21 protein-coding genes, 2 pseudogenes and 1 riboswitch are annotated in these 20941 nt (G+C 46.5%); all 23 genes and pseudogenes read right to left on the bottom strand.

What is annotated here, in order from left to right:
• Nucleotides 1–6: 6 nt before the first annotated feature.
• Nucleotides 7–1389 carry a dihydrolipoyl dehydrogenase gene (gene lpdA / locus AC4EHK_RS00945; RefSeq protein WP_490976925.1) on the bottom strand — a complete coding sequence of 461 codons (1383 nt, stop codon included), beginning with the start codon at nt 1387–1389 and terminating at the stop codon, nt 7–9.
• A 13-nt stretch (nt 1390–1402) separates the two neighbouring features.
• Nucleotides 1403–2740 (bottom strand): dihydrolipoamide acetyltransferase family protein, encoded by a 1338-nt coding sequence (locus AC4EHK_RS00940; protein ID WP_490976924.1) that lies wholly within the window; start codon nt 2738–2740, stop codon nt 1403–1405.
• Nucleotides 2741–2753: 13 nt separating this feature from the next.
• The gene (locus tag AC4EHK_RS00935; RefSeq protein WP_490976923.1) at nt 2754–3737 is read right to left on the bottom strand and encodes an alpha-ketoacid dehydrogenase subunit beta; all 984 of its coding nucleotides are present in this window, start codon (nt 3735–3737) and stop codon (nt 2754–2756) included.
• Nucleotides 3738–3761: 24 nt separating this feature from the next.
• Nucleotides 3762–4745, bottom strand: a complete 984-nt coding sequence (locus AC4EHK_RS00930; protein WP_490976922.1) for a thiamine pyrophosphate-dependent dehydrogenase E1 component subunit alpha — start codon at nt 4743–4745, stop codon at nt 3762–3764.
• 141 nt (nt 4746–4886) lie between these two features.
• A complete protein-coding gene (locus AC4EHK_RS00925; protein ID WP_490976921.1) occupies nt 4887–5231 on the bottom strand; it encodes a bh protein in 345 nt (114 codons plus the stop codon).
• A gap of 57 nt (nt 5232–5288) precedes the next feature.
• A complete protein-coding gene (locus tag AC4EHK_RS00920; protein ID WP_490976920.1) occupies nt 5289–6614 on the bottom strand; it encodes an NAD(P)H-dependent oxidoreductase in 1326 nt (441 codons plus the stop codon).
• A 16-nt stretch (nt 6615–6630) separates the two neighbouring features.
• Nucleotides 6631–6999 (bottom strand): PTS glucitol/sorbitol transporter subunit IIA, encoded by a 369-nt coding sequence (locus tag AC4EHK_RS00915; RefSeq protein ID WP_490977904.1) that lies wholly within the window; start codon nt 6997–6999, stop codon nt 6631–6633.
• Between the two features lie 28 nt (nt 7000–7027).
• The gene (srlE, locus tag AC4EHK_RS00910; RefSeq protein WP_490976919.1) at nt 7028–8077 is read right to left on the bottom strand and encodes a PTS glucitol/sorbitol transporter subunit IIB; all 1050 of its coding nucleotides are present in this window, start codon (nt 8075–8077) and stop codon (nt 7028–7030) included.
• Between the two features lie 35 nt (nt 8078–8112).
• On the bottom strand, nt 8113–8640 hold the full coding sequence (srlA, locus tag AC4EHK_RS00905; protein ID WP_490976918.1) for a PTS glucitol/sorbitol transporter subunit IIC: 528 nt from the start codon (nt 8638–8640) through the stop codon (nt 8113–8115).
• A 12-nt stretch (nt 8641–8652) separates the two neighbouring features.
• Nucleotides 8653–9039, bottom strand: coding sequence for a transcriptional regulator GutM (locus tag AC4EHK_RS00900; protein WP_490976917.1), 387 nt, complete (start codon nt 9037–9039; stop codon nt 8653–8655).
• Nucleotides 9040–9323: 284 nt separating this feature from the next.
• Nucleotides 9324–10010 (bottom strand): FusB/FusC family EF-G-binding protein, encoded by a 687-nt coding sequence (locus AC4EHK_RS00895; RefSeq protein ID WP_490976916.1) that lies wholly within the window; start codon nt 10008–10010, stop codon nt 9324–9326.
• 331 nt (nt 10011–10341) lie between these two features.
• Complete coding sequence (locus AC4EHK_RS00890) at nt 10342–11085, bottom strand: SDR family NAD(P)-dependent oxidoreductase (protein ID WP_490976915.1); 744 nt, start codon at nt 11083–11085, stop codon at nt 10342–10344.
• A 138-nt stretch (nt 11086–11223) separates the two neighbouring features.
• Nucleotides 11224–12990, bottom strand: a complete 1767-nt coding sequence (pabB, locus tag AC4EHK_RS00885; RefSeq protein ID WP_490976914.1) for an aminodeoxychorismate synthase component I — start codon at nt 12988–12990, stop codon at nt 11224–11226.
• The gene (locus AC4EHK_RS00880) at nt 12965–13588 is read right to left on the bottom strand and encodes an anthranilate synthase component II (protein WP_490976913.1); all 624 of its coding nucleotides are present in this window, start codon (nt 13586–13588) and stop codon (nt 12965–12967) included. The genes pabB and AC4EHK_RS00880 overlap by 26 nt, the downstream gene beginning before the upstream one ends.
• A 137-nt stretch (nt 13589–13725) precedes the next feature.
• On the bottom strand, nt 13726–14073 hold the full coding sequence (locus tag AC4EHK_RS00875; protein ID WP_490976912.1) for a GNAT family N-acetyltransferase: 348 nt from the start codon (nt 14071–14073) through the stop codon (nt 13726–13728).
• 27 nt (nt 14074–14100) lie between these two features.
• Nucleotides 14101–14505 carry a DUF1259 domain-containing protein gene (locus AC4EHK_RS00870; RefSeq protein ID WP_490976911.1) on the bottom strand — a complete coding sequence of 135 codons (405 nt, stop codon included), beginning with the start codon at nt 14503–14505 and terminating at the stop codon, nt 14101–14103.
• A gap of 507 nt (nt 14506–15012) precedes the next feature.
• Nucleotides 15013–15204 (bottom strand): hypothetical protein, encoded by a 192-nt coding sequence (locus tag AC4EHK_RS00865; RefSeq protein ID WP_490976910.1) that lies wholly within the window; start codon nt 15202–15204, stop codon nt 15013–15015.
• A 32-nt stretch (nt 15205–15236) separates the two neighbouring features.
• Complete coding sequence (locus AC4EHK_RS00860; RefSeq protein ID WP_490976909.1) at nt 15237–15725, bottom strand: flavodoxin domain-containing protein; 489 nt, start codon at nt 15723–15725, stop codon at nt 15237–15239.
• A complete protein-coding gene (locus AC4EHK_RS00855; protein WP_490976908.1) occupies nt 15706–16752 on the bottom strand; it encodes a ribonucleotide-diphosphate reductase subunit beta in 1047 nt (348 codons plus the stop codon). The genes AC4EHK_RS00860 and AC4EHK_RS00855 overlap by 20 nt, the downstream gene beginning before the upstream one ends.
• A 12-nt stretch (nt 16753–16764) precedes the next feature.
• A pseudogene (locus tag AC4EHK_RS00850) lies at nt 16765–17694 on the bottom strand (ribonucleotide reductase barrel domain-containing protein); the annotation flags it as partial.
• 166 nt (nt 17695–17860) lie between these two features.
• Nucleotides 17861–18616, bottom strand: coding sequence for a hypothetical protein (locus AC4EHK_RS00845; protein WP_490976907.1), 756 nt, complete (start codon nt 18614–18616; stop codon nt 17861–17863).
• 123 nt (nt 18617–18739) lie between these two features.
• A pseudogene (locus tag AC4EHK_RS00840) lies at nt 18740–20104 on the bottom strand (ribonucleotide reductase barrel domain-containing protein); the annotation flags it as partial.
• 1 nt (nt 20105) lies between these two features.
• On the bottom strand, nt 20106–20591 hold the full coding sequence (locus AC4EHK_RS00835; RefSeq protein WP_490976906.1) for an acyl-CoA thioesterase: 486 nt from the start codon (nt 20589–20591) through the stop codon (nt 20106–20108).
• Nucleotides 20592–20742: 151 nt separating this feature from the next.
• A riboswitch (cobalamin riboswitch) is annotated at nt 20743–20920 on the bottom strand.
• Nucleotides 20921–20941: the final 21 nt, after the last annotated feature.

Here is a 20941-nt window from a genome sequence, read left to right as displayed (position 1 = left end):
GGCTTTTTAGTGATGGACGCCTTTTCCAAGCCAAGAAGCAGCAGCTTCATAAAGACTTTCCGAAACAGTTGGATGTGCGTGGATCATCGATGCGAGTTCGTCCACCGTTCCTTCTAAACGCATATAGGCAGAAGGTTCCGCAATCATTTCGGTAACATGCGGGCCGACCATTGTCACGCCCAAAATTTCACCATAGGTTGTGTCCGCAATCAATTTGGTAAAGCCTTCCTGTTCACCCAAAGTCAGCGCCTTGCCGTTGCCAGCATGGTCAACTTTCACTACTTTAAAAGCAATGCCTTTTTGCTCCGCCTCTTGTTCCGTCATTCCGACACTGGCAATTTCAGGACTCGTATACACACATCGCGGCACAACATGATAATCAATTTTCTCTTTTTTTCCTGCTGCATTGGAGGCGGCCACCAGCCCTTCAGCACTTGCAACGTGTGCGAGCAGCCAATTGCCAACCAAATCACCGGCAGCGTAGATAGCAGGCTGGCTGGTCGCCATGTATTCGTCCACTTTTACAAAAGGTCCATTCATCTCCAAATTCAGTGAACTGAACGCTGATGTATTTGGAGATCTTCCAACTGACAAAAGAATCATTTCTGTCTGCAAGGTTTCTGTCTGGCCTTTTTGATTTTCAATAGAGACGCGCTGGCTCTCTTCCCCCGGCTCGACTCCTGTCACTTTAGTTGAGGCCCGAATGGAAATCCCTTTCTTTTTTAGCGACTTTGCCAATACTTTTACAGCCTGGGGATCTTCGCTTGGAACAATCCGGTCACTCATTTCGACGATGGTGACCTTTACACCAAGCGCAGCAAAGATGCAGGCAAATTCCACGCCGATGATGCCTCCACCTACAATTACCAGTGACTCTGGAATTTTCGTGATATCAAAAATGGTGTCACTCGTCTGATATTTGCCTTCTTGCAGACCTGGAATTGGCGGAACAATCGGTTTTGAGCCGGTAGCTAAAATGATGTTATCCGCTTTGATGGCTTCCTGGCGGCCGTTTTGTTCTACGCGGATGATGCCGTCCGGCTGAACTTCCCCGTAGCCATTCAAAACGTCGATTTTTCCTTGCTTCATCAAATAAGCTATGCCCGTCCGCAACTTTTGAATGACTTGGTCTTTTCGCTCCATCATCTTGGACAGAGATACTGTGACAGGCCCTGTTTCAATGCCCCAGCTTTTGGCTTTCTCGATATTTTCGATGACTTCGGCATGCCGCAGCAAAGTTTTGGAAGGAATGCAGCCACGGTTGAGGCATGTCCCGCCCAGTTCCCTCGCTTCCACCACCGCTACTGTTTTTCCGAGGTTTGCGGCTCTGATGGCTGCTACATAGCCTGCCGGTCCACCCCCGATCACCGCCACTTCATATGTCTTCAATAGGATCTACCCCTTACATTAGTAGTTCAAATGGGTTTTCGAGCACTGCTTTCAAATCTGTCAAAAAAGCGGCAGCTGGGGCTCCATCAATGACGCGATGGTCAAATGACAGCCCGACGCCCATCATCGGGCGCAGCACTATCTGACCATTTAAGCCAACTGGTTTTTCATTGATTCGCCCAATGCCAAGAATTGCCGATTCCGGCTGATTGATGACAGGATTGAACGTATCGACCGCGTACATTCCCAGATTGCTGATGGTAAAGGTGCCACCGGACAGTTCAGCCGGTTTCAATTTGCCGTCTTTGGCTGCCTGTCCTGCCGTTTTGCAGGCGACAGTCAGTTCAGCTAATCCTTTTTGGTCGGCTTCCTTGATCACCGGTACCAACAGGCCATCTTCCAATGCTACCGCTAATCCGATATTGATGGACGCATGATGGACAATTTCATTGCCTTCGAGCGAAATGTTAATATTCGGATGACGCTTTAAGGCATGAGCCGTCGCTTTTAAAATGATTTCTGTATAGCTGAGGCGGTAACCGGTCTGTTTTTCAATAGGTCCTAACAATTGCTTGCGCATCGCTACGGCTTCAGCCATATCAATTTCACAGTTAAGGGTAACGTGCGGTGCAGTTGTTTTGCTGTGGAGCATTCGGTCTGCCACAGCTTTTCGAATCCCGGCCATCTTCACACGTTTAGCCGGTTCCGCTTGAAGAGCAGCAGCTGGTTGGCCCACTTCTTCTACGTCTGCCCTGTAAATTTTCCCTCGTGGTCCGCTGCCGGCCACTTCCTGCAAGTTTACCCCTTCTGCTGCCGCTACTTTTTCAGCAAGCGGCGTAGCACGGCTGGCAACGGCGGCTGCGGCAGCCGGGGCAAAACCTTCAACATCTGCTTGGTGAATCCGCCCGTTCGGACCGGTGCCTTCGACTTCAAAGAGATGGATTTCTCTTTCCCGGGCGACTCTCCGGGCAGCCGGTGTTGCCCGGACCCGTTCCGGCTGTTCAGAGGGTGGTTCGGGTGATTCAGTCTCCTGCTGCTCTGCCGGTATTCCCGCAGCAGCAGGCTTGCTGCTGACGCCTGACTCTCCAGGCGGCGAATCAGGAACTTCCTCTCCTGCTTCTCCGATATAGCCGACGACATGATTGATTGGCACTTCATCGTCTTCTTCAAAATATCGTTTTAGCAAGGTTCCTTCTTCATAAGACTCGACTTCAATGTTGATTTTGTCGGTCATGATTTCAAACAACGGCTCCCCTACTTCGACAGAGTCGCCTTCTTCCTTGAACCATTGGAGCAATGTCCCGACTTCCATCGTACTGCTCAGCTTCGGCATAAAAATTTCTTTTGCCATTTACGTTTCCTCCTTACAAGCGGTTTAGCGTTTCTTTTGCGGCCGCTACGATATCGGCGACTGCTGGAACCGCCGCTTTTTCCAGCTCCGGATTATAAGGAATCGGAACCGCTTTTCCGCCCAGTCGCTTGATGGGTGCATCCAAGTAATCAAAAGCTTCACTTTCTGCAATCTGACTGGCAATTTCCCCACCAAATCCCCCGCGCTTCACCGCTTCATGGACCACTACTAGACGCCCCGTCTTTTTAACAGATTCAACGATGGTTTCGATGTCGAGCGGCACAAGTGTACGGGGATCGATGATTTCTACATGGATTCCTTCTTTTTCGAGCTCTTCAGCTGCCTCTAATGATTTATGGACCATAATTGCGGTAGCAACGATGGTTACATCTGTTCCTTGCCTTTTGATATCCGCTTTGCCCAATGGAATCGAATAGGCTTCTTCCGGAACATCGGATTTTGTCCGGTAACACAGTTTATGTTCGTAAAAAATGACCGGGTTGTCGTCGTCAATCGCCGCTTTCAATAATCCTTTAGCGTCGTAAGCAGTTGACGGCTGGACCACTTTCAGGCCAGGAATATGGGCCATCCATGCTTCTAAACTTTGCGAATGCTGTGCTGCTGCTCCAGTTCCAGAACCGGCTGGCGTCCGAAGTACCATCGGAACCTTTCCTTTGCCGCCATACATATAGCGGATTTTTGCTGCCTGGTTGACCATATTGTCCATCGCAATGGTCATAAAATCGGAAAACTGCAGCTCCAGAATGGGCCGCATTCCCGTCAACGCCGCTCCGACAGCTGTACCTGAAATTGCGGCTTCGGAAATCGGTGTATTGCGAATCCGCTCCGGACCAAATTCTTCAATCATTCCACGTGTGACACCAAATGCACCGCCATAAACGCCTATATCTTCACCCAGTACAAAGACATCTTCGTTGTTCCGCATTTCTTGGCTCATGGCTTCTCTTACCGCTTCTAAATAAGTCAGCTCTCTCATGCGTCGATTCTCCTTTGCTCCGCCTTATGCGTAAATGTCTTCCATCAAAGCATCCAATGTCGGTTCTGGACTGTTTTTTGCAAATTCTACGGATTCTTCAACATCCTTTTTGGCTTCTGCTTTGATTTCTTCCGCATCCTGCTGGGTGAAAATTCCTTGCTCAATCATGATTTCAGCCATCAGCTTGATGGGATCCCGCAAGAGCCATTCTTTTTCTTCCTCGCGTGTCCGATACTTTTTGGCATCGCTCTTCGAATGCCCTTTTGAGCGGTAGGTTTTCGCTTCAACAATGGACGGCCCTTCGCCGTTTCGTGCACGTTCCACCGCTTCATTGACGCCGTTCATAACGTCAAATACGTCATTGCCATCAACCACTTTGCCTGGAATGCCGTAGCTTGCGGCGCGTGCGGCAATGTCTTCAATGTTGATCATTTCACGTACCGGACCCGACATGCCATACTGGTTGTTTTCACAAATAAAAACAACTGGCAGTTTCCAAATTGACGCCAAATTAATCGCTTCGTGGAAACTTCCTTCATTTGAAGCACCGTCCCCAAAGAAACAAAGGACAACGTATCCTGATCCTTTCATTTGGGAAGTCAATGCAGCTCCAGCCGCAATCGCAAATCCGCCTCCGACAATGCCATTTGCTCCAAGATTTCCTTTATCCACGTCTGCAATGTGCATGGATCCGCCTTTGCCCTTGCAGTAGCCTGTGGTCCGCCCAAAAAGTTCAGCCATCATGCCGTTGACGGTCGCACCTTTAGCAATGCAGTGGCCATGGCCGCGGTGTGTGCTGGTGATTTTGTCCTGATCCTCCAGTACGGCAATCGATCCCACTGCCGAAGCTTCCTGGCCGACACTTAAGTGAGTCGTTCCATGAATCATTCCTTTTGCAAAAAACTCATCCACCTTTTCTTCAAAAAAGCGGATCAACCACATTTGCTTGTATAGCTCACGCAATTCGGTTTCTTTTACTTGCGGCGGCAACTTCAGTTTTTGCGTCATGTTCCTTCCTCCCTTTACATATGTTCTATAGTGTGACATATGTAAAATATAATATTTTTTGATTATTTAGTCAAGTGAATTGAAAAGGCCATCCCTCTCGAATGGTTATGGAGAAGTCTGGCCCTTGGACAGAGAAGCTATTTAACTCGGCTTTTTTTTCTGTTTGTATCGCTTGAGGATTTTTCGTGAAGCATTCACATCTTTCAGCAAACGGTAGGGCTTGCTGACGGTTCGAACCGGCAGGGAAACCAGCAAGTGACTCAAGTCATCCTTGTATTCCTGCGTCATTCGGTTCGGCTTTGTGGAAATCCGATCATACACTTCTTTGTAGAACTTCTTATTAACGTCCACTCTCAGATGCTTGGTTTTGTTGCATTGCTCGCATCGAATGCTTTTTATATCATCGTTGATGTACGTGATTTCATGGTTTACTTCTTCTCTGCAATGGGTGCAGAATAAAGCCGCTTCCATCGTTTTAATTTCCATGTTTGGACACCTTCTCATTTCGTTGATTGGGTTTTTCTTTACATGAAATTGGACAAACTATGCTTTCACCGTTCTCTCTTTTTCGGCTTCCGCTTTAAACGTATCGTCCTGCATGCGGCGCAAGCGCCAAATCGTCGAATCTTTGGTTTGCTCGACATCGCTGTAGCCGATAATTTCACCTTTTTTAATATCTCGTTTTAAACGTACGTTCTTGTCGACCAACCCCAACGGCAATGCTTGTTGAGCATGGGCATCCTTCGCAGTCAGTATGTGGCCGTATACCGTAAACCCGCCAATGCTGTCCAAGAAATCACCAGCGGCTAAGTCGGTCTTTGCGACGGTCACGGTTTCGGCCTGCAGCCCATGCCATGGTGCAATGGTCGCTTCGTTGTAAATGTAGGCACGTGCGATCGATATGGGTGTTTCCAGGCTGGTGAGGTGGTAGGGGCGGTAAAGCACATAATTCGGCCCATCTCCCATGCTCAAATATTTTAATTCATGATTTACTTCTTCTTTTTCGGAAGCGATAATGGCAAACACACCGGGTGCAATCCCGTTGATGTATTCCACAATCCGTTTATTGGTGACTTTTCCGCCAGCTTCTGTTGATTTGAAGATTTCCGGCAAGCCTTTTACGTCGCTAACAAAACCGTGCATTCCAGGCTTATCAGGCAAAAATCCTGTAGCATTGGCAACCGCCGTCATTTCAACCATCGTTTTTGTGCCATCTTGGAAAGAAGCCAGCATTTTTGGGCTGGCTCCTTTACGGGCAGCTTCTTCCGCGGCTGAATCCGGATTGGCATCGATGTTCAATGGGTTGTTTTTGCCTTTGCCAAGAGCCACTACCTCAAATCCGAGCGCATCGGCAAAATCAAACAACTCCATGATCGCGCCTGGTTCATCTCCAGCTGATCCTGTGTAGACCACTCCACTGGCATCAGCCATTTTTTTCAAAATGACCCCTACCGTTACGTCAGCCTCCACGTTCAGCATAACAATATGCTTGCGATTTAAGATGGCATCCCACGCAATCTTCGCTCCAATGTCAGGAACTCCAGTAGCATCAACGACGACATCCACTTCCGGCAATGACGTCACCAGCTGCGCGTCTGTTGTCGCCACTACTTTTCCTTCTTTAACGGCCGTCACCGCTTGCGCTTCATTGTTTGTTTCTACAACATCATCAGCCACAACTCCCGACTTTACGTAGGCATTGATGACATTGTCAATTTGAATATCTGCAGTGATGACGACGCGCATTCCTGCCATGCTTTCGATTTGGGAAATCATTCCTCTTCCCATTTGGCCAGCTCCAACCAGCCCGACTCTGATGATATCGCCGTTCTGCTCAAGTTCTTCGAGTTTTCTGTTGATGCCCAGCATGAGCCAACCTCCTCTTTTAACGCTTAATAATGCGAATTGCAGTTCCGACCTGCAACTCGGGCAACGCTTTCTTTTCCACACACATGGTTCCCGGCAGACTGGCTTCCGTTTCGCCATTAAAGGCGATGGTGCAATGTCCAATTTCTTCCAGCGTGTCATTGACTTTGCTTCCGACAAACAAGATTTCGTACGGCTCTCCGCTGATTTCCAACACATCTCCGGCTTCAACTTTCTCCAGAAGATCTGCCCGTTCATGGATTACGCCAATTGACCGCAGTGATTCGGGAACCGTATCATTGAAAATGACCAGCATGTTTTCTTCTACAAAAATCTCGACTTCTTCACCAATTTCGATTATTTTCGCTTCGTATTTCTTTGTCATCATATCCTCCACCTGACTGCCTCCTTATTTTTCAGCTGTACAGTCCGAAACTGAACAGGTATGCAATAACCACCGCGAGTGGACCCGTAATTACACGGGACAGCAAGACTGCTGGCACCCCGACTTCTATCGTTTCCGGCTCCGCTTCTCCCAGAGTCAGACCAACCGGCACGAAATCTGCTCCAACCTGCGGATTGATGGCAAACAGCGCAGGCAATGCCAATTCCGGAGGGATATTTCCCCGGCCAATTTCCACACCGACCAATACACCGACCACTTGCGCAATAACTGCACCTGGCCCAAGCAGCGGCGACAGGATTGGCAATGCACAAATTACAGAGAGAATCAGCAAACCGCCAATATTTCCAGCCAGCGGCGAAACGAAGTTGGCAATCAAATCACCAATTCCGGTATAGACAATAATCCCGATGAGCATACTGACAAATGCCATAAACGGCAAAATGTTTTTCAGCACCTGATCGATTGTTTCCCGGCCTGCCTGATAGAAAATACCGACCACTTTCCCTGCCCCACGGCCGATTTTCTCAATGATGTTCATTTTTTTCGGCTTCTGGTAGCCCGCTGCTTTCAGTTTTGCTTCTTCTTTTATTTCCTGTGGGGTTTTTTCACGTGCCGCGGGACTTTCAACTTTCTCGACCGCCTCTTCTACAGCGTCTTGATCTTCATATGGTGCTGTTGCTGAGATGTTTTCATGCTTAACGCCCGACACGAAGTTTTCTTCGGTGATGAACTTCATCAATGGCCCTGAAGGGGATGTTGCGTTGATGTTGACTGTCAACACATTCATTTTCGGATAGACGCCACAGCGCGCCGTTCCTCCGCAATCAATCACAACACAAGCCATCGTATCTTTATCATAGGAACCTTTAAATCCATCTACTGCTTCGGCGCCGGTCAGCTTTGCAATTTCCTCTGCAATTGGATGAATGCCGCCTCCTGTTACCGAAACAATATAGCGCTTTTCTTCATTTGGCCGAATGGTTAGCGGACCACCCCAGCCGCCTCTGCCTTTTGTTATGGTCACCGGCTTATAATTCAATGGCGTATGAATGCTGCTCATTTTCTTTGCCTCCCTTTTTTAAACCACTCGGATTGTTAAACTTCCATGCCTCGCGCTTTCATCATCCGAACCGTAATAATCTCTGTTACAATGCCACGAATCAAAATGACGATGACCCCTACAATAAAGAAGCGAATTGCCAATGGCCCCAGTGAAAAGCCTAATTGCGTAATCCCAGCAGAAATACCCAGGTAGACAAAGAGTTCCGCAGGATTGGCATGAGGGAACAAGCCCGTGATTGGATGAACAAAGGAAACCGCGGAATCATAGAAAGCCGGCTTTTGTTTTTCCGGCAAAAACTTACCGAATGTATAAGCCATCGGGTTGGTCAGGAAGAAAACCGCTAAGACAGGAAACAGCGTGTAACGCAAAATGATATTTTTGGTACTCTTGCGGGCCAGCCGGTTGATGCGCTCTTCCCCTACCAATCGGATAAACGCATTGACCGCGGTGATCAGAACAATAAGCAGTGGAATAATACCAGTCACCAAACCTACAAAGGTATCGCCGCCTGCTTGGAACATTCCGATAAATCCTTCAGCTAATCTAACTAAGAAATCCATTTTTCTTCCTCCTTATACGGCTAAATTTGTCTTCTCATTCATTTGTGACTCTATTTTTTCAATTGCCATTTTAAAAGCCAAATCTACCGGCTCTTCTCCAAGTTTTGCTTTTAATGCATCCAGTGGCAAACCGATATAGTTCGTAAACGGTTCAAAACGGCTGAACACAGTCACCCCCCGCATCAATTGGCTTTCCACAACGGTTCCTTCTTCATCAATTACCACAATCGCTATCGCGCCTATTCCTAGCTTCTGTTTTTGAATCCCCACCCCCAAGTATCCTGAAGGCCTCCTGCTCAGTTTTTTAATCGTCCCGTGGTAGTTTTTCAGTTGCATTTTGGTCATCCAAAGTTGAAGTAGCCACACAGCGGCAAACAACACGATGAACCATCCCCACATAATCGCACCCCCTTTACATTTGTTCAGTTACGTGACATTTGATATTAACACCATTATAAAAGCGCTTACAAAATAAATCAATAGTCATTTAAAAGAAAATTCAAATAATTTAAACAGCTAGGTTTTCAGGATTTAACCAGAAGCAGCCAAACCATCTAAACTTAAGAACCTTCTCGCTTTTATTTATTTCCAGAAGTTCATGTACTTTATGAAATGGATCCCTAAAAAAGAACCAATCCAAAAGTCGGCTTTGCGACGGATGGATTGGTTCTTCTATGGTTTTCTTATTTCTGGAACTGGCCAATAAACTCATTCAAACGGTCCAGTGTTTTAACATTGCTGTTGCACGCTGCAGAATCCTGGCAAATGTAATTGCCGCGCTTGATAAATTGGTCCTGTCCCGAACTTTTCGTTTTGGCAATGAACATGCCAACTTCGCTATGGCGGTTGCACAAAGTGCAGATGCCTTGCTTGCCGCTGCGTGTAAAGCTGCCCTGTACACCAAGCAATCCCCCATTTTCATGGACAACCAAATACATCAAATTGGAACTTTCTGTCCATGCCAAATAGGAAGTTCTGCCGAGGTTGATCGCTTCAAGCTTTGGACCCTTTAATTTTTTTGCTTTCGGAAATAATTTTTTCAAACCTTGGTCGCTGACTGCTCCAAATGGAATGATATAGGGCTGAAGCTGTCCCAAAAATGCTTCTGCATCGTTGAGTTCCTTTATCTGCACCAACGGATGAAGGATTTTCTTTTGCTGTTCCGTAAGTGACGGAAACAGCTTGTAGACTTTTTCGTGTGCGAGATGCCGCAGAACATTTAATACTTCGGCATCATTTGTGCTGGCTTGTCCGGCCACCAAGATTTTGGTCTGGTCCTTAATAAAATTGTATTGGTCGTTCCGAATAAACGCTTTCGAATTATCTGCCGTACTGTCACTGTTCTGGTTGGTTTCTTTTACATGAATCATGCGGGCCCACTCCTTATGTTTTTTTCGCTGCGTGTATAAGGAAAAAAGCCGGGCAGAAAGAAAGGCTGGGTTTTGCGGGAGCGATTAACAATTGCTTGTGTCCCCATGCAAAGTATCGCCTCTCCAAATACCAGGCTTTGCACGAGTTTTTTCTGACGCTGACAATTCGACTGCGATTGTCATCTGATATCACCTCCTTTAACGGCAAGGGTTTAGCTTGTGAGTTAATCATACTTTATCCCCTACAGGTTTTCCATCCAACCGATTTTCAACTGACCAGAAGTAAAAATTTTCACACAAAAAAGAGCTGCATGCAGCAGCTCTTCTTTCTTTATTGAGCGGTATAGCCTCCGTCAACCATAAGTGTAGTGCCCGTTACAAATTCATTTTCAACAAGAAATACCATGGCATGGGCAATTTCTTCCGGCTGTCCGAGTCTGCCGACAGGATGCTTGCCCACCAACGCGTCGTAAAAGTCACCCAAAGCCTCTTTACTGACCATACCGGACTCCACATAGCCAGGAGCCACTGCATTTACCCGAATTCCATGTTCTGCGTACTGCAAGGCCAAAGATTTGGTCATCAAGTTTACCGCACCTTTAGTGGCATTATAGGCAAAGGCGCCGCCTTCGCCGACAGATCCCAAAATAGAGGACGTGTTGATGATGACGCCGCCATCGCCATTTTCAAGCATATTTTTAATGGCGTGTTTCGCACCGAAAAAGACGCCATCCTGGTTGATCGAAATGACTTTATGATAGTCTTCATAGGTCAATTCGTGGGTGACTCCCAAGACACCAATCCCAGCATTGTTGATCATGATGTCAACTTTTCCGTAATGCTCGACTGTAGCCGCAACCAATTGCTCAACTGATGCTTCACTAGCTACATTGACATAGACAAAAGCCACTTCAGAATCTCCTTGCTTTAATTGCTGTTCGGCCTGTTTGCCGCCTTCTTCGTTGTAGTCAGCAATGACCACTTTTGCGCCTTTTTCAAGAAATGCTCTTGCTGTTGCCAAGCCAATACCGGATGCTCCACCTGTTACAATTGCTACTTTTCCCGCTAAGTCCATCTACTCTTCCTCCTTGTATTGGAAAATTCTCTCACCTTCTATTAAACATCAATAAACTGAAAATTACAATATTTATAAGAAGAGCAGACAAAGCATATGTCTGGAAAGAAGGATTCTTGATTTCGATATACAGATGGTTTATTTGGCAAAAGGAACAGCTTCTTCATTTACTAGTTCCACAGCAAGCCATCCCCTGACCCCATTGATTAGCCAAACAGCATCATAGTCTTGAAGTTCTTCTTTATAGATGACCTTTTCTTCGATGATTTGTTCATCCAGTAAACTCTGTCTAAATGTTCCTGCCAGCAAGCCGCAAGAAATGGGCGGTGTGAAAAACTTCCCGTCTTTTTCAAGCACCAGATTGCCGATAGTGAATTCCGTCAGCTGCTGCTTTTCATTCCACAACAATACTGAAAACAGCTCTGTCGGAAGATCGCTCGCTGCCTTGTCGTATACGGCACGATGAGTTGTTTTGTGAAAGAGAAATGGATCTTTGCTGTTTACGGCTGAACATGCCAACGCACATGTTACCGGAGCTGCGATGGGAGCCGTTTGTTGAGCCTGCACTTCTACTTGGCCCTTTCGATCCAGCAACAAGCGGACTTTGTAGATGCCTTTCGGATGTTCTTGCGCAAGCTCTATTAAAGCTTTTTTTGCTCCTTGAATATTTCCCGGGAAATGAAAATAGTCGGCAGAATCTTGAAGGCGTGCCAGGTGATACGGCAGCAGCGGATAGTTCCCGTTCTCCAGCTTTAAAGACTCCAACAGGCTGAACAGCGGCCTTTTCGCTGTCAATACTTCGGCTTTCGTCTGCAATTCACGGTACTCTCCTTCGGAAGTAGAATCCCAAGTGATGCCGCCGCCTACACCATAGCGCGCTGTACCTTCTTTGTGGTCAATGACAACCGTCCGAATCGGTACATTGAAGACCGCATTTTTTTCAGGCGTGATAAAACCAATGGCCCCACAGTATACTTCCCTGGGTGTTTGTTCCAACGCGGCTATGTATTTCATGGTGCTGATTTTCGGAGCTCCCGTAATCGATCCACATGGAAACAAGGCTTCGAACCAGTTTAGGATCGTCTTTGTTTGGTCCAATTCGGCGCTGACTGTTGATGTCAGTTGGTGAACTGTAGGATAGGTTTCCACGGTAAACAGCGGTTCCGCTCGGACAGTCCCAGGCTTGGCCAATCGGCTCATGTCGTTGCGAAGCAAGTCCACAATCATGAGGTTTTCAGCACGCTCTTTTTCAGAATTCAAAAGTGCGGCGATTTGCCGTTGATCTTCTAAGCTTGTACGTCCTCTCGGCGCTGTTCCTTTCATCGGCTTGGCTGTCAGTTTGCCTTGTTCGACTTTAAAAAACAACTCAGGAGATGCTGATAGCACGCGGAACCTGCCAAGATTCAGGTATGCACCGTAATCGGCTTGTTGATTTCTCGCCAATTGCCGGTAAAATCCCATGTCACTCCCGGCAAATTCTGAAACAAGGCGTTCTGTGTAATTTACTTGATAAGTATCTCCTTCTTCGATTGCCTGCTTGATTTTCCGCACTCCTTGTTTATAACGTTCGACAGAGCTTGTCATATTCCACCCTGAAACTTGGTAGGCCTGCTCTGTGAAATCGCAAAAACCTTTTTGAGGTTTGTTGAAAATTCCAAACCACACAAGCGGCATTTCACCTGCAGGCTGCACTTGCATTTCCGGATGAAAAGCCGGAGCAGCTTCGTAGGAAACATAGCCCGCTGCGTAAAACCCTTGGTCAGTGGCAGCTTCTACTTTTTTCAAAATTGCGGGTACCTCTTCAAGAATGTGTGTTTCAAAAACTTGTAGCGGTTCGGTGAAAAGCAATGGCTCAATTTCTCCGCTTTCATTCCGAAACTCATACAGTAGGTGAGGGTTCGACACAACTGACACCTCCCTTTCTATTTTCTTGCCACTGCTTGGCCAATTGGTAGCTATTTTTTAACATAGTAAATCCTTGTGCCGTCAAAATCGATTCAGGATGAAACTGAATTCCTTCAACTGGCAGCGTTTGATGACGAACGGCCATGATTGCACCATCTTCTGAGCGGGCCGTCACCATCAGGCACTCAGGCAAGGGTTCTTCTGCCACTAGGGAATGGTAGCGGGTTACAGCTGAGGGCGTAGGAATCCCCTTAAATAACCCATTACCATCATGTGTTATCATAGAAACTTTGCCATGCATCGGCTGGCTTCCTTTAACGATTCGTCCTCCAAAATACTCGATGATGGTTTGGTGTCCCAGGCACACGCCGAGTATGGGAACCTGGCCGCTCAACTGTTTTAGCACTTCCTGGCTCACTCCCTCGGCAGCTGGCCGCCCTGGACCCGGAGAAAGCACAATCAGATCAGGGGAGAAGTTTTTTAGTTGTTTGGCGGTAAGCTCGTTGTTCTGAAAAACACGCACTGCATCATCAAGCTGCTCAAAATAATGAACAAGATTGTATGTAAATGAATCCTGGTTATCAATGATTATAATCATGAGGAACACCTCTTCACTTCGCTTTAGTTAAGTCTGATAGATGCCTCTATTATACGCTCTCAAGAGGCCAAGATGGAAATTTCTCCGCAGCAAAAAGCCAGTTGCTGTTTTTCAGGCAACTGGCTTGATTTAACTTTTTAAACTTTGCACTTTAACATGAAAGCCTTTGTTTCTTCAGTCGGCAACGCTCTTCTTCCAGCCATCAGCTTCTCAGCTCGCGCCAACATCATGTGGCCGATTCCCTCTCCCCGAAATGAAGGAATCACCGTAATATGCTGAACTGTAAAACGTTCATCATCTTCTATATGAATGCCGACGGCCCCTACATAACTATCGCCCGATTTCCAGAGGAAAAGCTGCCAATCAGCATGTTCATTATACAATTCCATGGTTTTTTTTAGCTGTTTGACGTTCCGCTCTTTCGGCATGAATGACAGCAGGCCCATAGCGATTTTTTCATTTGGCCGTTTGTATCTGGTTAACATGTAGATCTCCTTTCTTTCAGCAGGTGCTTAAACAAGAGAGCTTTGCTCAATGGCATCGAATGCAGCTGACAGCCTTACGGCAAAATCTTCAGGCGGCTCTTCTGAGGACAAATACACACAAATGATATCCGGATTGATATCCATTCGGTGCTGATAGCTGGTCGGCAAAGGAATGGGATGCTGGTGAAGCGCATTAATAAAAGAAGCGAGCTCTCCTGGCAATAAAAAAATCTCTGCCTGATTAAATGCCTGCCCATTGTCTTTAAGGTTTTTGAAGGAAATATCATGATCTAATGTGCAAGAAAAGCTTTTATTATAGGAAGAAATGTTGATGGTCCTTTTTCTTTTAACCATGCATCCTTCACCTTCTACTTCTACTTCCGCATTCATCAACATGCCCACTTGTTCAGCCAATTGTTCTAAATATGCCATCCCGCTCATCCTTTCTGTTTTTTCCAGAAATTGAATATCATTGTTAAAAACAGGGGTTTATTGCATAAAAATGCCGAAAAGAATCGGAAGACTCTTTTCGGCGTTGCCTACAGCGCTAATGTCTGTCACATCCAGCCACATTATTTTGCATCATCTGATTTTTTTGAGTTTCTAACCAACAGCAACTTAGACAGCAAGGAAAATACCAGTAGTTTTTGTTCCTTCTAACCTGCTGTTTCTCGAAAGAGGTGCAAAATTTTCGAACTGAACTGTTCACAAACGCCACGGGGTATCTGTCTTCCACACCGACTTTTTATGAACATCCAAAACCATCCCTGAAAAATTCTCGCTGGTTTTCCAGCCGGCAGGAGCGATTCATCTTTTGCTTCTACTCTTTTTCTTTTATATACCCATTTACTCGAATAAAACACTTTTGCGCAGAAATAAAAAAACGCCTAACGGCGATTTTTTATTTTGCTTATACTCATTTTTAGAAAGAAAAAACAATCAATCTTCTTCAGACTCGCCTTGTTCTTCATCGTCTTCTGAATCCGAATCATCCATATCCGAATCATCTTCGTTCTGCATTTCCATGTCATTATTATCTTCTTCCGTCGGTTCTTCGTTGCCACATGCTGCCAGCATTCCAATTGTTAAAAAACCCGCTGCACCAAGCTTTAGCCATTTTGATTGCACCATTTGCACCACTCCTCAAAACCTCATTTGTATAGTTATCCATACCCGTTGTTTTGAGAGGAAAACCTTTGCCTAGTTGGTGGCTTGATCAGCTTTACCAATTTTTCGCAGCGTATGCTGTCACCGGTCTGCGGCATCAATTCCACTTTTAGGGTCGCTATCAATTGTGTCTTCACATACAACATGTCCCGGAAACGGTCGACTGCACCGCAGAATTCAGCGAAAAAGCTATCGCCCGTACCAAAAACAGCTGTCTGAAGCTGTTTCGGGTCCGCGGCTTCGATAGCTTCGTAGAGGCTTTGCATTTCTTCCGGAATTTCACCGCTTCCCCATGTATAAGTGCCAATCAGCAGCGCATCCCAGCTGGACAACTCGGACAGGGAGAACTCTTCCACCCGGTACAGACTGGTGTAGAATCCCTGGTTCAGCGCAGCCGCTTGGATCATCTCCGCCAATTGCTCTGTATTTCCAGTAACAGAAGTATAGACGATTGCCAACTTTGGATTACAGTTCGTCAAAGCCATTCGACTGGGACACTTTGGTATACGTCCGTGATTTCTGCTCGAAAAAGTCGGATTTCGTCTCGTTCATCATGTCATCGCCAAATACTTGGATCCACGGCATTGGATTGCTGCGTTCTTCGTAAAGATTGTCTAAGCCAAGCTGCCGCAGGCGTTTGTTGGCTAAGTATTCTACGTAGCCAACAAACTCCTCGAGATCCAGCCCATCAATATCAGCCAGGATGTAATGCGCCCATTCTTTCTCAAGCGCTACAGCCCGGTCGATCGTTGTGTAAATGTATTGAATGTTTTCATCCGTGTTCAATTCCGGATTTTCCGTCAGCATGATGCGAATAAATTGGGCAATAAAATAAGCGTGCTGCATTTCATCGCGCTGGATATAGCTGATCATTGTGCTGGTTTTCAGCATTTTCTGCTGGCGCGCCAAATGGTAGAAAAAAGCAAAGCCGGCATAAAAATAAATGCCTTCCAAGTTAATCGAATTGACGCTCAGTTTGAACAAATTCTGCGGCGTCGGATTTTGGCGAAACTCCTCGTAAGCATCCAAAATCAACTCGTTGCGTTTTTGGACAACCGGATCGCTTTTCGCCTGATTGAAGCGCGCGTTCTGCTCGCTCACTGACACCAGCGAACTCAAGATATAGGAATACGACTCCGTGTGGACGGCTTCCTGCTGGGAGATGACCGCGAAAATGGCTTTAAAGCTCGAGTCGGTAACATAGTCCATCGCTTGGCTCATTGTCGGGGTCTGCAGGCTGTCGAGTGATGCCAGCTGCGTGTTGATGCGCAAAAAGATATCTTTCTCCACATCGCTCAAGCTGTCCCATTGCTTAATGTCGTCCTGCATATTGATTTCCTGCGCTTTCCAGAAGTTGGCCAACAGCGCTTGATACAAATCGTACATCTGCGGATACGCAATATCGTTCCAGTTCAACAATCCTGACGACTGGCCGTTTAAGACGCCAGTCGATTTGTTCGGGTGTTCCGGATTCAATAATTTAATCTTCGTCAACGGTTCATGTATGGTCATAAAGATCCTCCTTTAGCTTTGGCATGCTTCGCATTCTTCAATTTCCGCCTGTGATGTGCTGCGGACATAGTAAGTGGTTTTCAGGTTTTGCTTCCATGCTTCCAAATGAAGCTCCAGCAATTCTTTCGCTTTGATGGTATGCGGCACATAAAAGTTAAAGCTGATCGACTGATCAATATGCCGTTGACGCGCTGCATTTTGGCGGATGCTCCATTTCTGGTCCAGTACATGTCTCGCACGGCGGTAATAATCGTAGGTGTTGTGGTCCAAATCAGGCGCTGTCACTTTGAACTTAAAGTTCTTTTTCTCTTCTGCGTACTCTACCGCATATAAAGGATCGATGCCGTCCGTCGAGCCGCCGATTTTAGCAGTCGATGAGTTTGGTGCAACCGCCATCATCCAGCCATTGCGGACACCCGTTGATGCTACTTCCTGCTGCAATTGCTCCCAGCGTTCACCGCTGTAGCTGCGGCGTTCAAAGTACTCGCCCGTCTGCCATTCTGAACCGGCAAACTTGCTGAACGCGCCTTTTTCTTCGGCCAGCTGCATCGAAGCCCGGATCGTCTGATAAGCGATTTCCTCATACAGCGTATCTGCAAACTCGACAGCCTTTTCGCTTTCCCAATAGACGCCTTCAAGCGCCAACAGGTGGTGCCATCCAAACGTCCCTAATCCAATTGCGCGGTATTTTTTATTCGTTGCTTCGGCCTGTCCGACCGAAATGGTATTCAAATCAATAACGTTATCCAGCATGCGCACCTGAATCGGTATAACCCGTTCCAAGACATTCGCTTTGACTGCTCTCGGCAAATTGATCGACGACAAGTTGCAGACCACGAAATCGCCCGGCTTGCGGATCATGACGAGGTTGCCATCTTCGTCGGTGTATTCTTTCATGATGGTAGTGGCCGACATATTTTGCATAATTTCTGTCCTTCTATTCAATTGAGTTCGCTAAACTCAATTCGCATTCTAGATGCAGCTGCATGTCGCCATGCAGAGTAGACTATATCATCACCCTTTTGATAAGGGTGCCCACCGTTTCGGACCGCTTGGCCCTACTCTACTCACTTCCGCGTAATGCGTGCTTTCGATAGTCGTTCGGCATTTACTCTTTAACAATATAATGGTCAGGGAACTTATCGGAACGAATGCGATGTCGCATTGTGGAAGTTGGAATTCCATCTGCTTTTGCTGCTTTAGGTATACTTTCATAACGCACACCAGCTACGAAGCAAGGATGTCCTGTTGTCTTTCCATGTGTTCGAACCTTCTTTTCAACAAGTCTTTTACAATTGGGATAAAGGTCGGAGTTTAAGCGATTATGAAGAGTGGTCACTTTGATTCCTAAAATACGCGCAGCTTCTGAACAGGATAGATACTGAACACCGTCAATGATTACAGCTTTTGAATTAGCCTTTTTTACTGACTCAAGCATCCTTGCGGTCTTTAGCTTCCCATGTTGATGGTTGCCTTTACCTGACATTTGCCGAACCCTATGAAGCCTTATGGTTTCTTTATTAGGGTTGTTGGTGAAGATGTCTCCGCCAATGGAAGTATGCTTGATATTGTAATAATCAGCTGATTCAACTGCATTTCGTTCTAAGATGTACCGCTCTTCTAGTTCATTCAGTTCTTCCGCCGAATCTGCTTCGTCCAATATAGTTCGGATGAAGTTCTCAGCACCGTATTTCTTTATTGTCCTTTTTAAATAAAGACCTGAGCCTAGATAGGTTTCCCAGTTATTCTTTCGACCATAAATACATTTTGCAATGTATTTCTTATTGTTTAAGCTATTAGTGGTTTCGTATACAAATCCGAATGGTTTTGTCATTGCTATCACCTCATAAGGATAATTCCTCATTCTGCGATAATCCTAACCGCTAACTGTTAAAGAGATTTAGCACGGGATTGACTTCAATTAAAAGTGTTTCCCCGTTTAGATGGGTTTTCGGCAGCCATTACTGACTGAAGGTGCTAAGAATTAACACAAATTACTGCAGTAGATCGACGTCAACCCTCTGCCTCTCGTGTGCTTGTTCGGGTTTTGGCGGTTCACTTCATCTCGGTAGAACATATACGGCGTACCGGTCTCCAGCTGGGAAACCATGATGCGCGCCATGATTTCCATGGCACGGTACGTTTTGCGCGGCAATAATGGATGCTCTACCGCTTCTTGGTATTTATCACGGAAGTACTTTTTATCGGTTTCGTCATAAAAGTCCTCAAGTCCGAGCGCATTGCCCTCTTCGTCTTTCCAGCCCATCACTTGCTTGACCTGATGCGGACAGAACGTATGCCACTCGCCAATGCTGCGCCCATTTTCGTCTTTTTCCTGCAATCGCTCCATAAACAAATCGGGAAGCGACACACCAGTGAAAATATCGTGCGCTTTGCGGCGTTCGTCGCCGTTGTTGGTTTTTAAATCCAGGAAGCCGTTCATGATGTCTTTGTGGAAGACATCCAAGTAAATCGCCACGGCACCCTGGCGCTGCCCCAGCTGATCGACACTGACTGCCGTATCATTGATCAAGCGAATCCACGGCACGACACCGGAGGAATTGCCTTTGAATTTTTTAATATCCGAGCCCAAAGCCCGCACTTTTCCGTAATAAATGCCAATGCCGCCGCCATCTTTGCTGAGGCGCGCAATGTCCCAGTTGTTCAAATAAATGCCGTCCAGTGAATCATCGACGGTGTCGATAAAGCAAGAAGACAATTGTCCAAAGCTTTTGCCTGCGTTTGATAAGGTCGGTGTTGCGACCGTCATATACAAATGGCTCATCGCCCAGTATGCTTCTTTCACCAGCGCCAAGCGCTGCTCTTTCGGCTCGTTTTGCATCAAGGTCATCGCAATGACAAGAAAACGCTCTTGCGGAAGCTCAAAAAGCCGTCCTTCGTAATCTTTCGTTAAATAGCGGTCAGCAAGTAAAAATAAGCCGATGTAGTTGAACAGCAAATCGCGCTCCGGTTCGATTTCTTTGCCCAGGTCGGTGATTTCATCTTTTGAGTAAGCCGACAAAAGCTCACCTGAATAAATGCCAATGCGGGAAAGCTCATCAACAAGCCCGTAGAAATCGCCGTATTTTTGGGAAGCGGCATAATTCCGGCTGCTTCCGGCTTTTTCATACAAGTCGCTGGCGTATAATTCTGCCGCAGTATACGTCCAGTCGGGCTCATCCATCGTAATGCGGTTCAACGCATAAAGCAGGGACTGCTCACCTTTTGCCTGTGCAGCCAAATTCGCTGTCCGCTCCAGCAGCTCCTTCGTATCCAGTCCGTATACTTCTGTTGCCCGTTGAAGAGCTCGTTCTACTGCATGTATTTCTGCTGTTTCAACTTTTGTATTCATATCAGCTCAGCTCCTTTGCGTATTCGTTCACTTGCATGCGGCGTTGTTTTCTCTCTTGTGCGCTATTGAATAGTTGTTCTTCAGCTGCCGTTTCTGGAATCACACCCGTTACGGGAGTCGGTTTGCCGTCGCTGTCGACAGCAACCATCGTCAGAATGGCGGTTGTCGTCAAACTTTTGCCGCCTGTTTCAATTTGCTGACATTCGGCCTTTACGTATACTTCCATTGACGTTCTTCCGGTCGATATCACAACGCCTTCTAAAATAAGGACATCTCCCACTTTCGCAGAAGACAGGAAATTCACAGTATCAATCGAAGCCGTCACGACTGCTTTTCCACTGTGCCTCATCGCCGTAATGGCAGCAATTTCATCTATGTATGCCAACACGGTACCGCCGAAAATAGTGCCCATATGGTTGGTGTCAGGCGGCAGCACCAATCTTGTTTGAATGGTTCTTGCCACGCCTGCTGCTAACGGTTCTGTCATTTGCCTTCAATCCTCCATTTTTATAACCAAAAGAAAAACCCATCCTCTCGGGGAGGATGGGTTTGAAAACGCAGAATATCGAATGAAGCCAGCAAAAAGGAGCTGCTCCATACAAAATACCTTCGTTATCCCTCTCAGCTCCCGGAGAAGATCATAAACTATAACGAAGGCAGGTCTCCTGGCTTGTGCGTCGTCCTTGCTACCTCCTTCCCGTCCATTGGACAGTGGATTGTGATAGTTCGTCAGCACTTACAGTTGCGGGAACAGCTCCGGCATTCTACCGGATTCCCTATTAAGCCTTTTCAGGCACCTTCGTTATCGGATCTACTATATATAGTTTTTTATTCGAT

The sequence above is a fragment of the Planococcus sp. TJ-307 genome, from assembly GCF_058268435.1.
The sequence above is the reverse complement of the archived record's forward strand: the minus strand, read 5'-3'. Positions and strand labels throughout refer to the sequence as shown.

Coding starts and splice junctions, on each gene's coding strand:
- AC4EHK_RS00940 (WP_490976924.1), bottom strand. CDS start 2,740: ATGGCAAAAGAAATTTTTATGCCGAAGCTGAGCAGTACGATGGAAGTC.
- AC4EHK_RS00935 (WP_490976923.1), bottom strand. CDS start 3,737: ATGAGAGAGCTGACTTATTTAGAAGCGGTAAGAGAAGCCATGAGCCAA.
- AC4EHK_RS00930 (WP_490976922.1), bottom strand. CDS start 4,745: ATGACGCAAAAACTGAAGTTGCCGCCGCAAGTAAAAGAAACCGAATTG.
- AC4EHK_RS00925 (WP_490976921.1), bottom strand. CDS start 5,231: ATGGAAATTAAAACGATGGAAGCGGCTTTATTCTGCACCCATTGCAGA.
- AC4EHK_RS00920 (WP_490976920.1), bottom strand. CDS start 6,614: ATGCTGGGCATCAACAGAAAACTCGAAGAACTTGAGCAGAACGGCGAT.
- AC4EHK_RS00915 (WP_490977904.1), bottom strand. CDS start 6,999: ATGATGACAAAGAAATACGAAGCGAAAATAATCGAAATTGGTGAAGAA.
- srlE (WP_490976919.1), bottom strand. CDS start 8,077: ATGAGCAGCATTCATACGCCATTGAATTATAAGCCGGTGACCATAACA.
- srlA (WP_490976918.1), bottom strand. CDS start 8,640: ATGGATTTCTTAGTTAGATTAGCTGAAGGATTTATCGGAATGTTCCAA.
- AC4EHK_RS00900 (WP_490976917.1), bottom strand. CDS start 9,039: ATGTGGGGATGGTTCATCGTGTTGTTTGCCGCTGTGTGGCTACTTCAA.
- AC4EHK_RS00895 (WP_490976916.1), bottom strand. CDS start 10,010: ATGATTCATGTAAAAGAAACCAACCAGAACAGTGACAGTACGGCAGAT.
- AC4EHK_RS00890 (WP_490976915.1), bottom strand. CDS start 11,085: ATGGACTTAGCGGGAAAAGTAGCAATTGTAACAGGTGGAGCATCCGGT.
- AC4EHK_RS00880 (WP_490976913.1), bottom strand. CDS start 13,588: ATGATTATAATCATTGATAACCAGGATTCATTTACATACAATCTTGTT.
- AC4EHK_RS00875 (WP_490976912.1), bottom strand. CDS start 14,073: ATGTTAACCAGATACAAACGGCCAAATGAAAAAATCGCTATGGGCCTG.
- AC4EHK_RS00870 (WP_490976911.1), bottom strand. CDS start 14,505: ATGGCATATTTAGAACAATTGGCTGAACAAGTGGGCATGTTGATGAAT.
- AC4EHK_RS00865 (WP_490976910.1), bottom strand. CDS start 15,204: ATGGTGCAATCAAAATGGCTAAAGCTTGGTGCAGCGGGTTTTTTAACA.
- AC4EHK_RS00860 (WP_490976909.1), bottom strand. CDS start 15,725: ATGGCTTTGACGAACTGTAATCCAAAGTTGGCAATCGTCTATACTTCT.
- AC4EHK_RS00855 (WP_490976908.1), bottom strand. CDS start 16,752: ATGACCATACATGAACCGTTGACGAAGATTAAATTATTGAATCCGGAA.
- AC4EHK_RS00845 (WP_490976907.1), bottom strand. CDS start 18,616: ATGAGGAATTATCCTTATGAGGTGATAGCAATGACAAAACCATTCGGA.
- AC4EHK_RS00835 (WP_490976906.1), bottom strand. CDS start 20,591: ATGACAGAACCGTTAGCAGCAGGCGTGGCAAGAACCATTCAAACAAGA.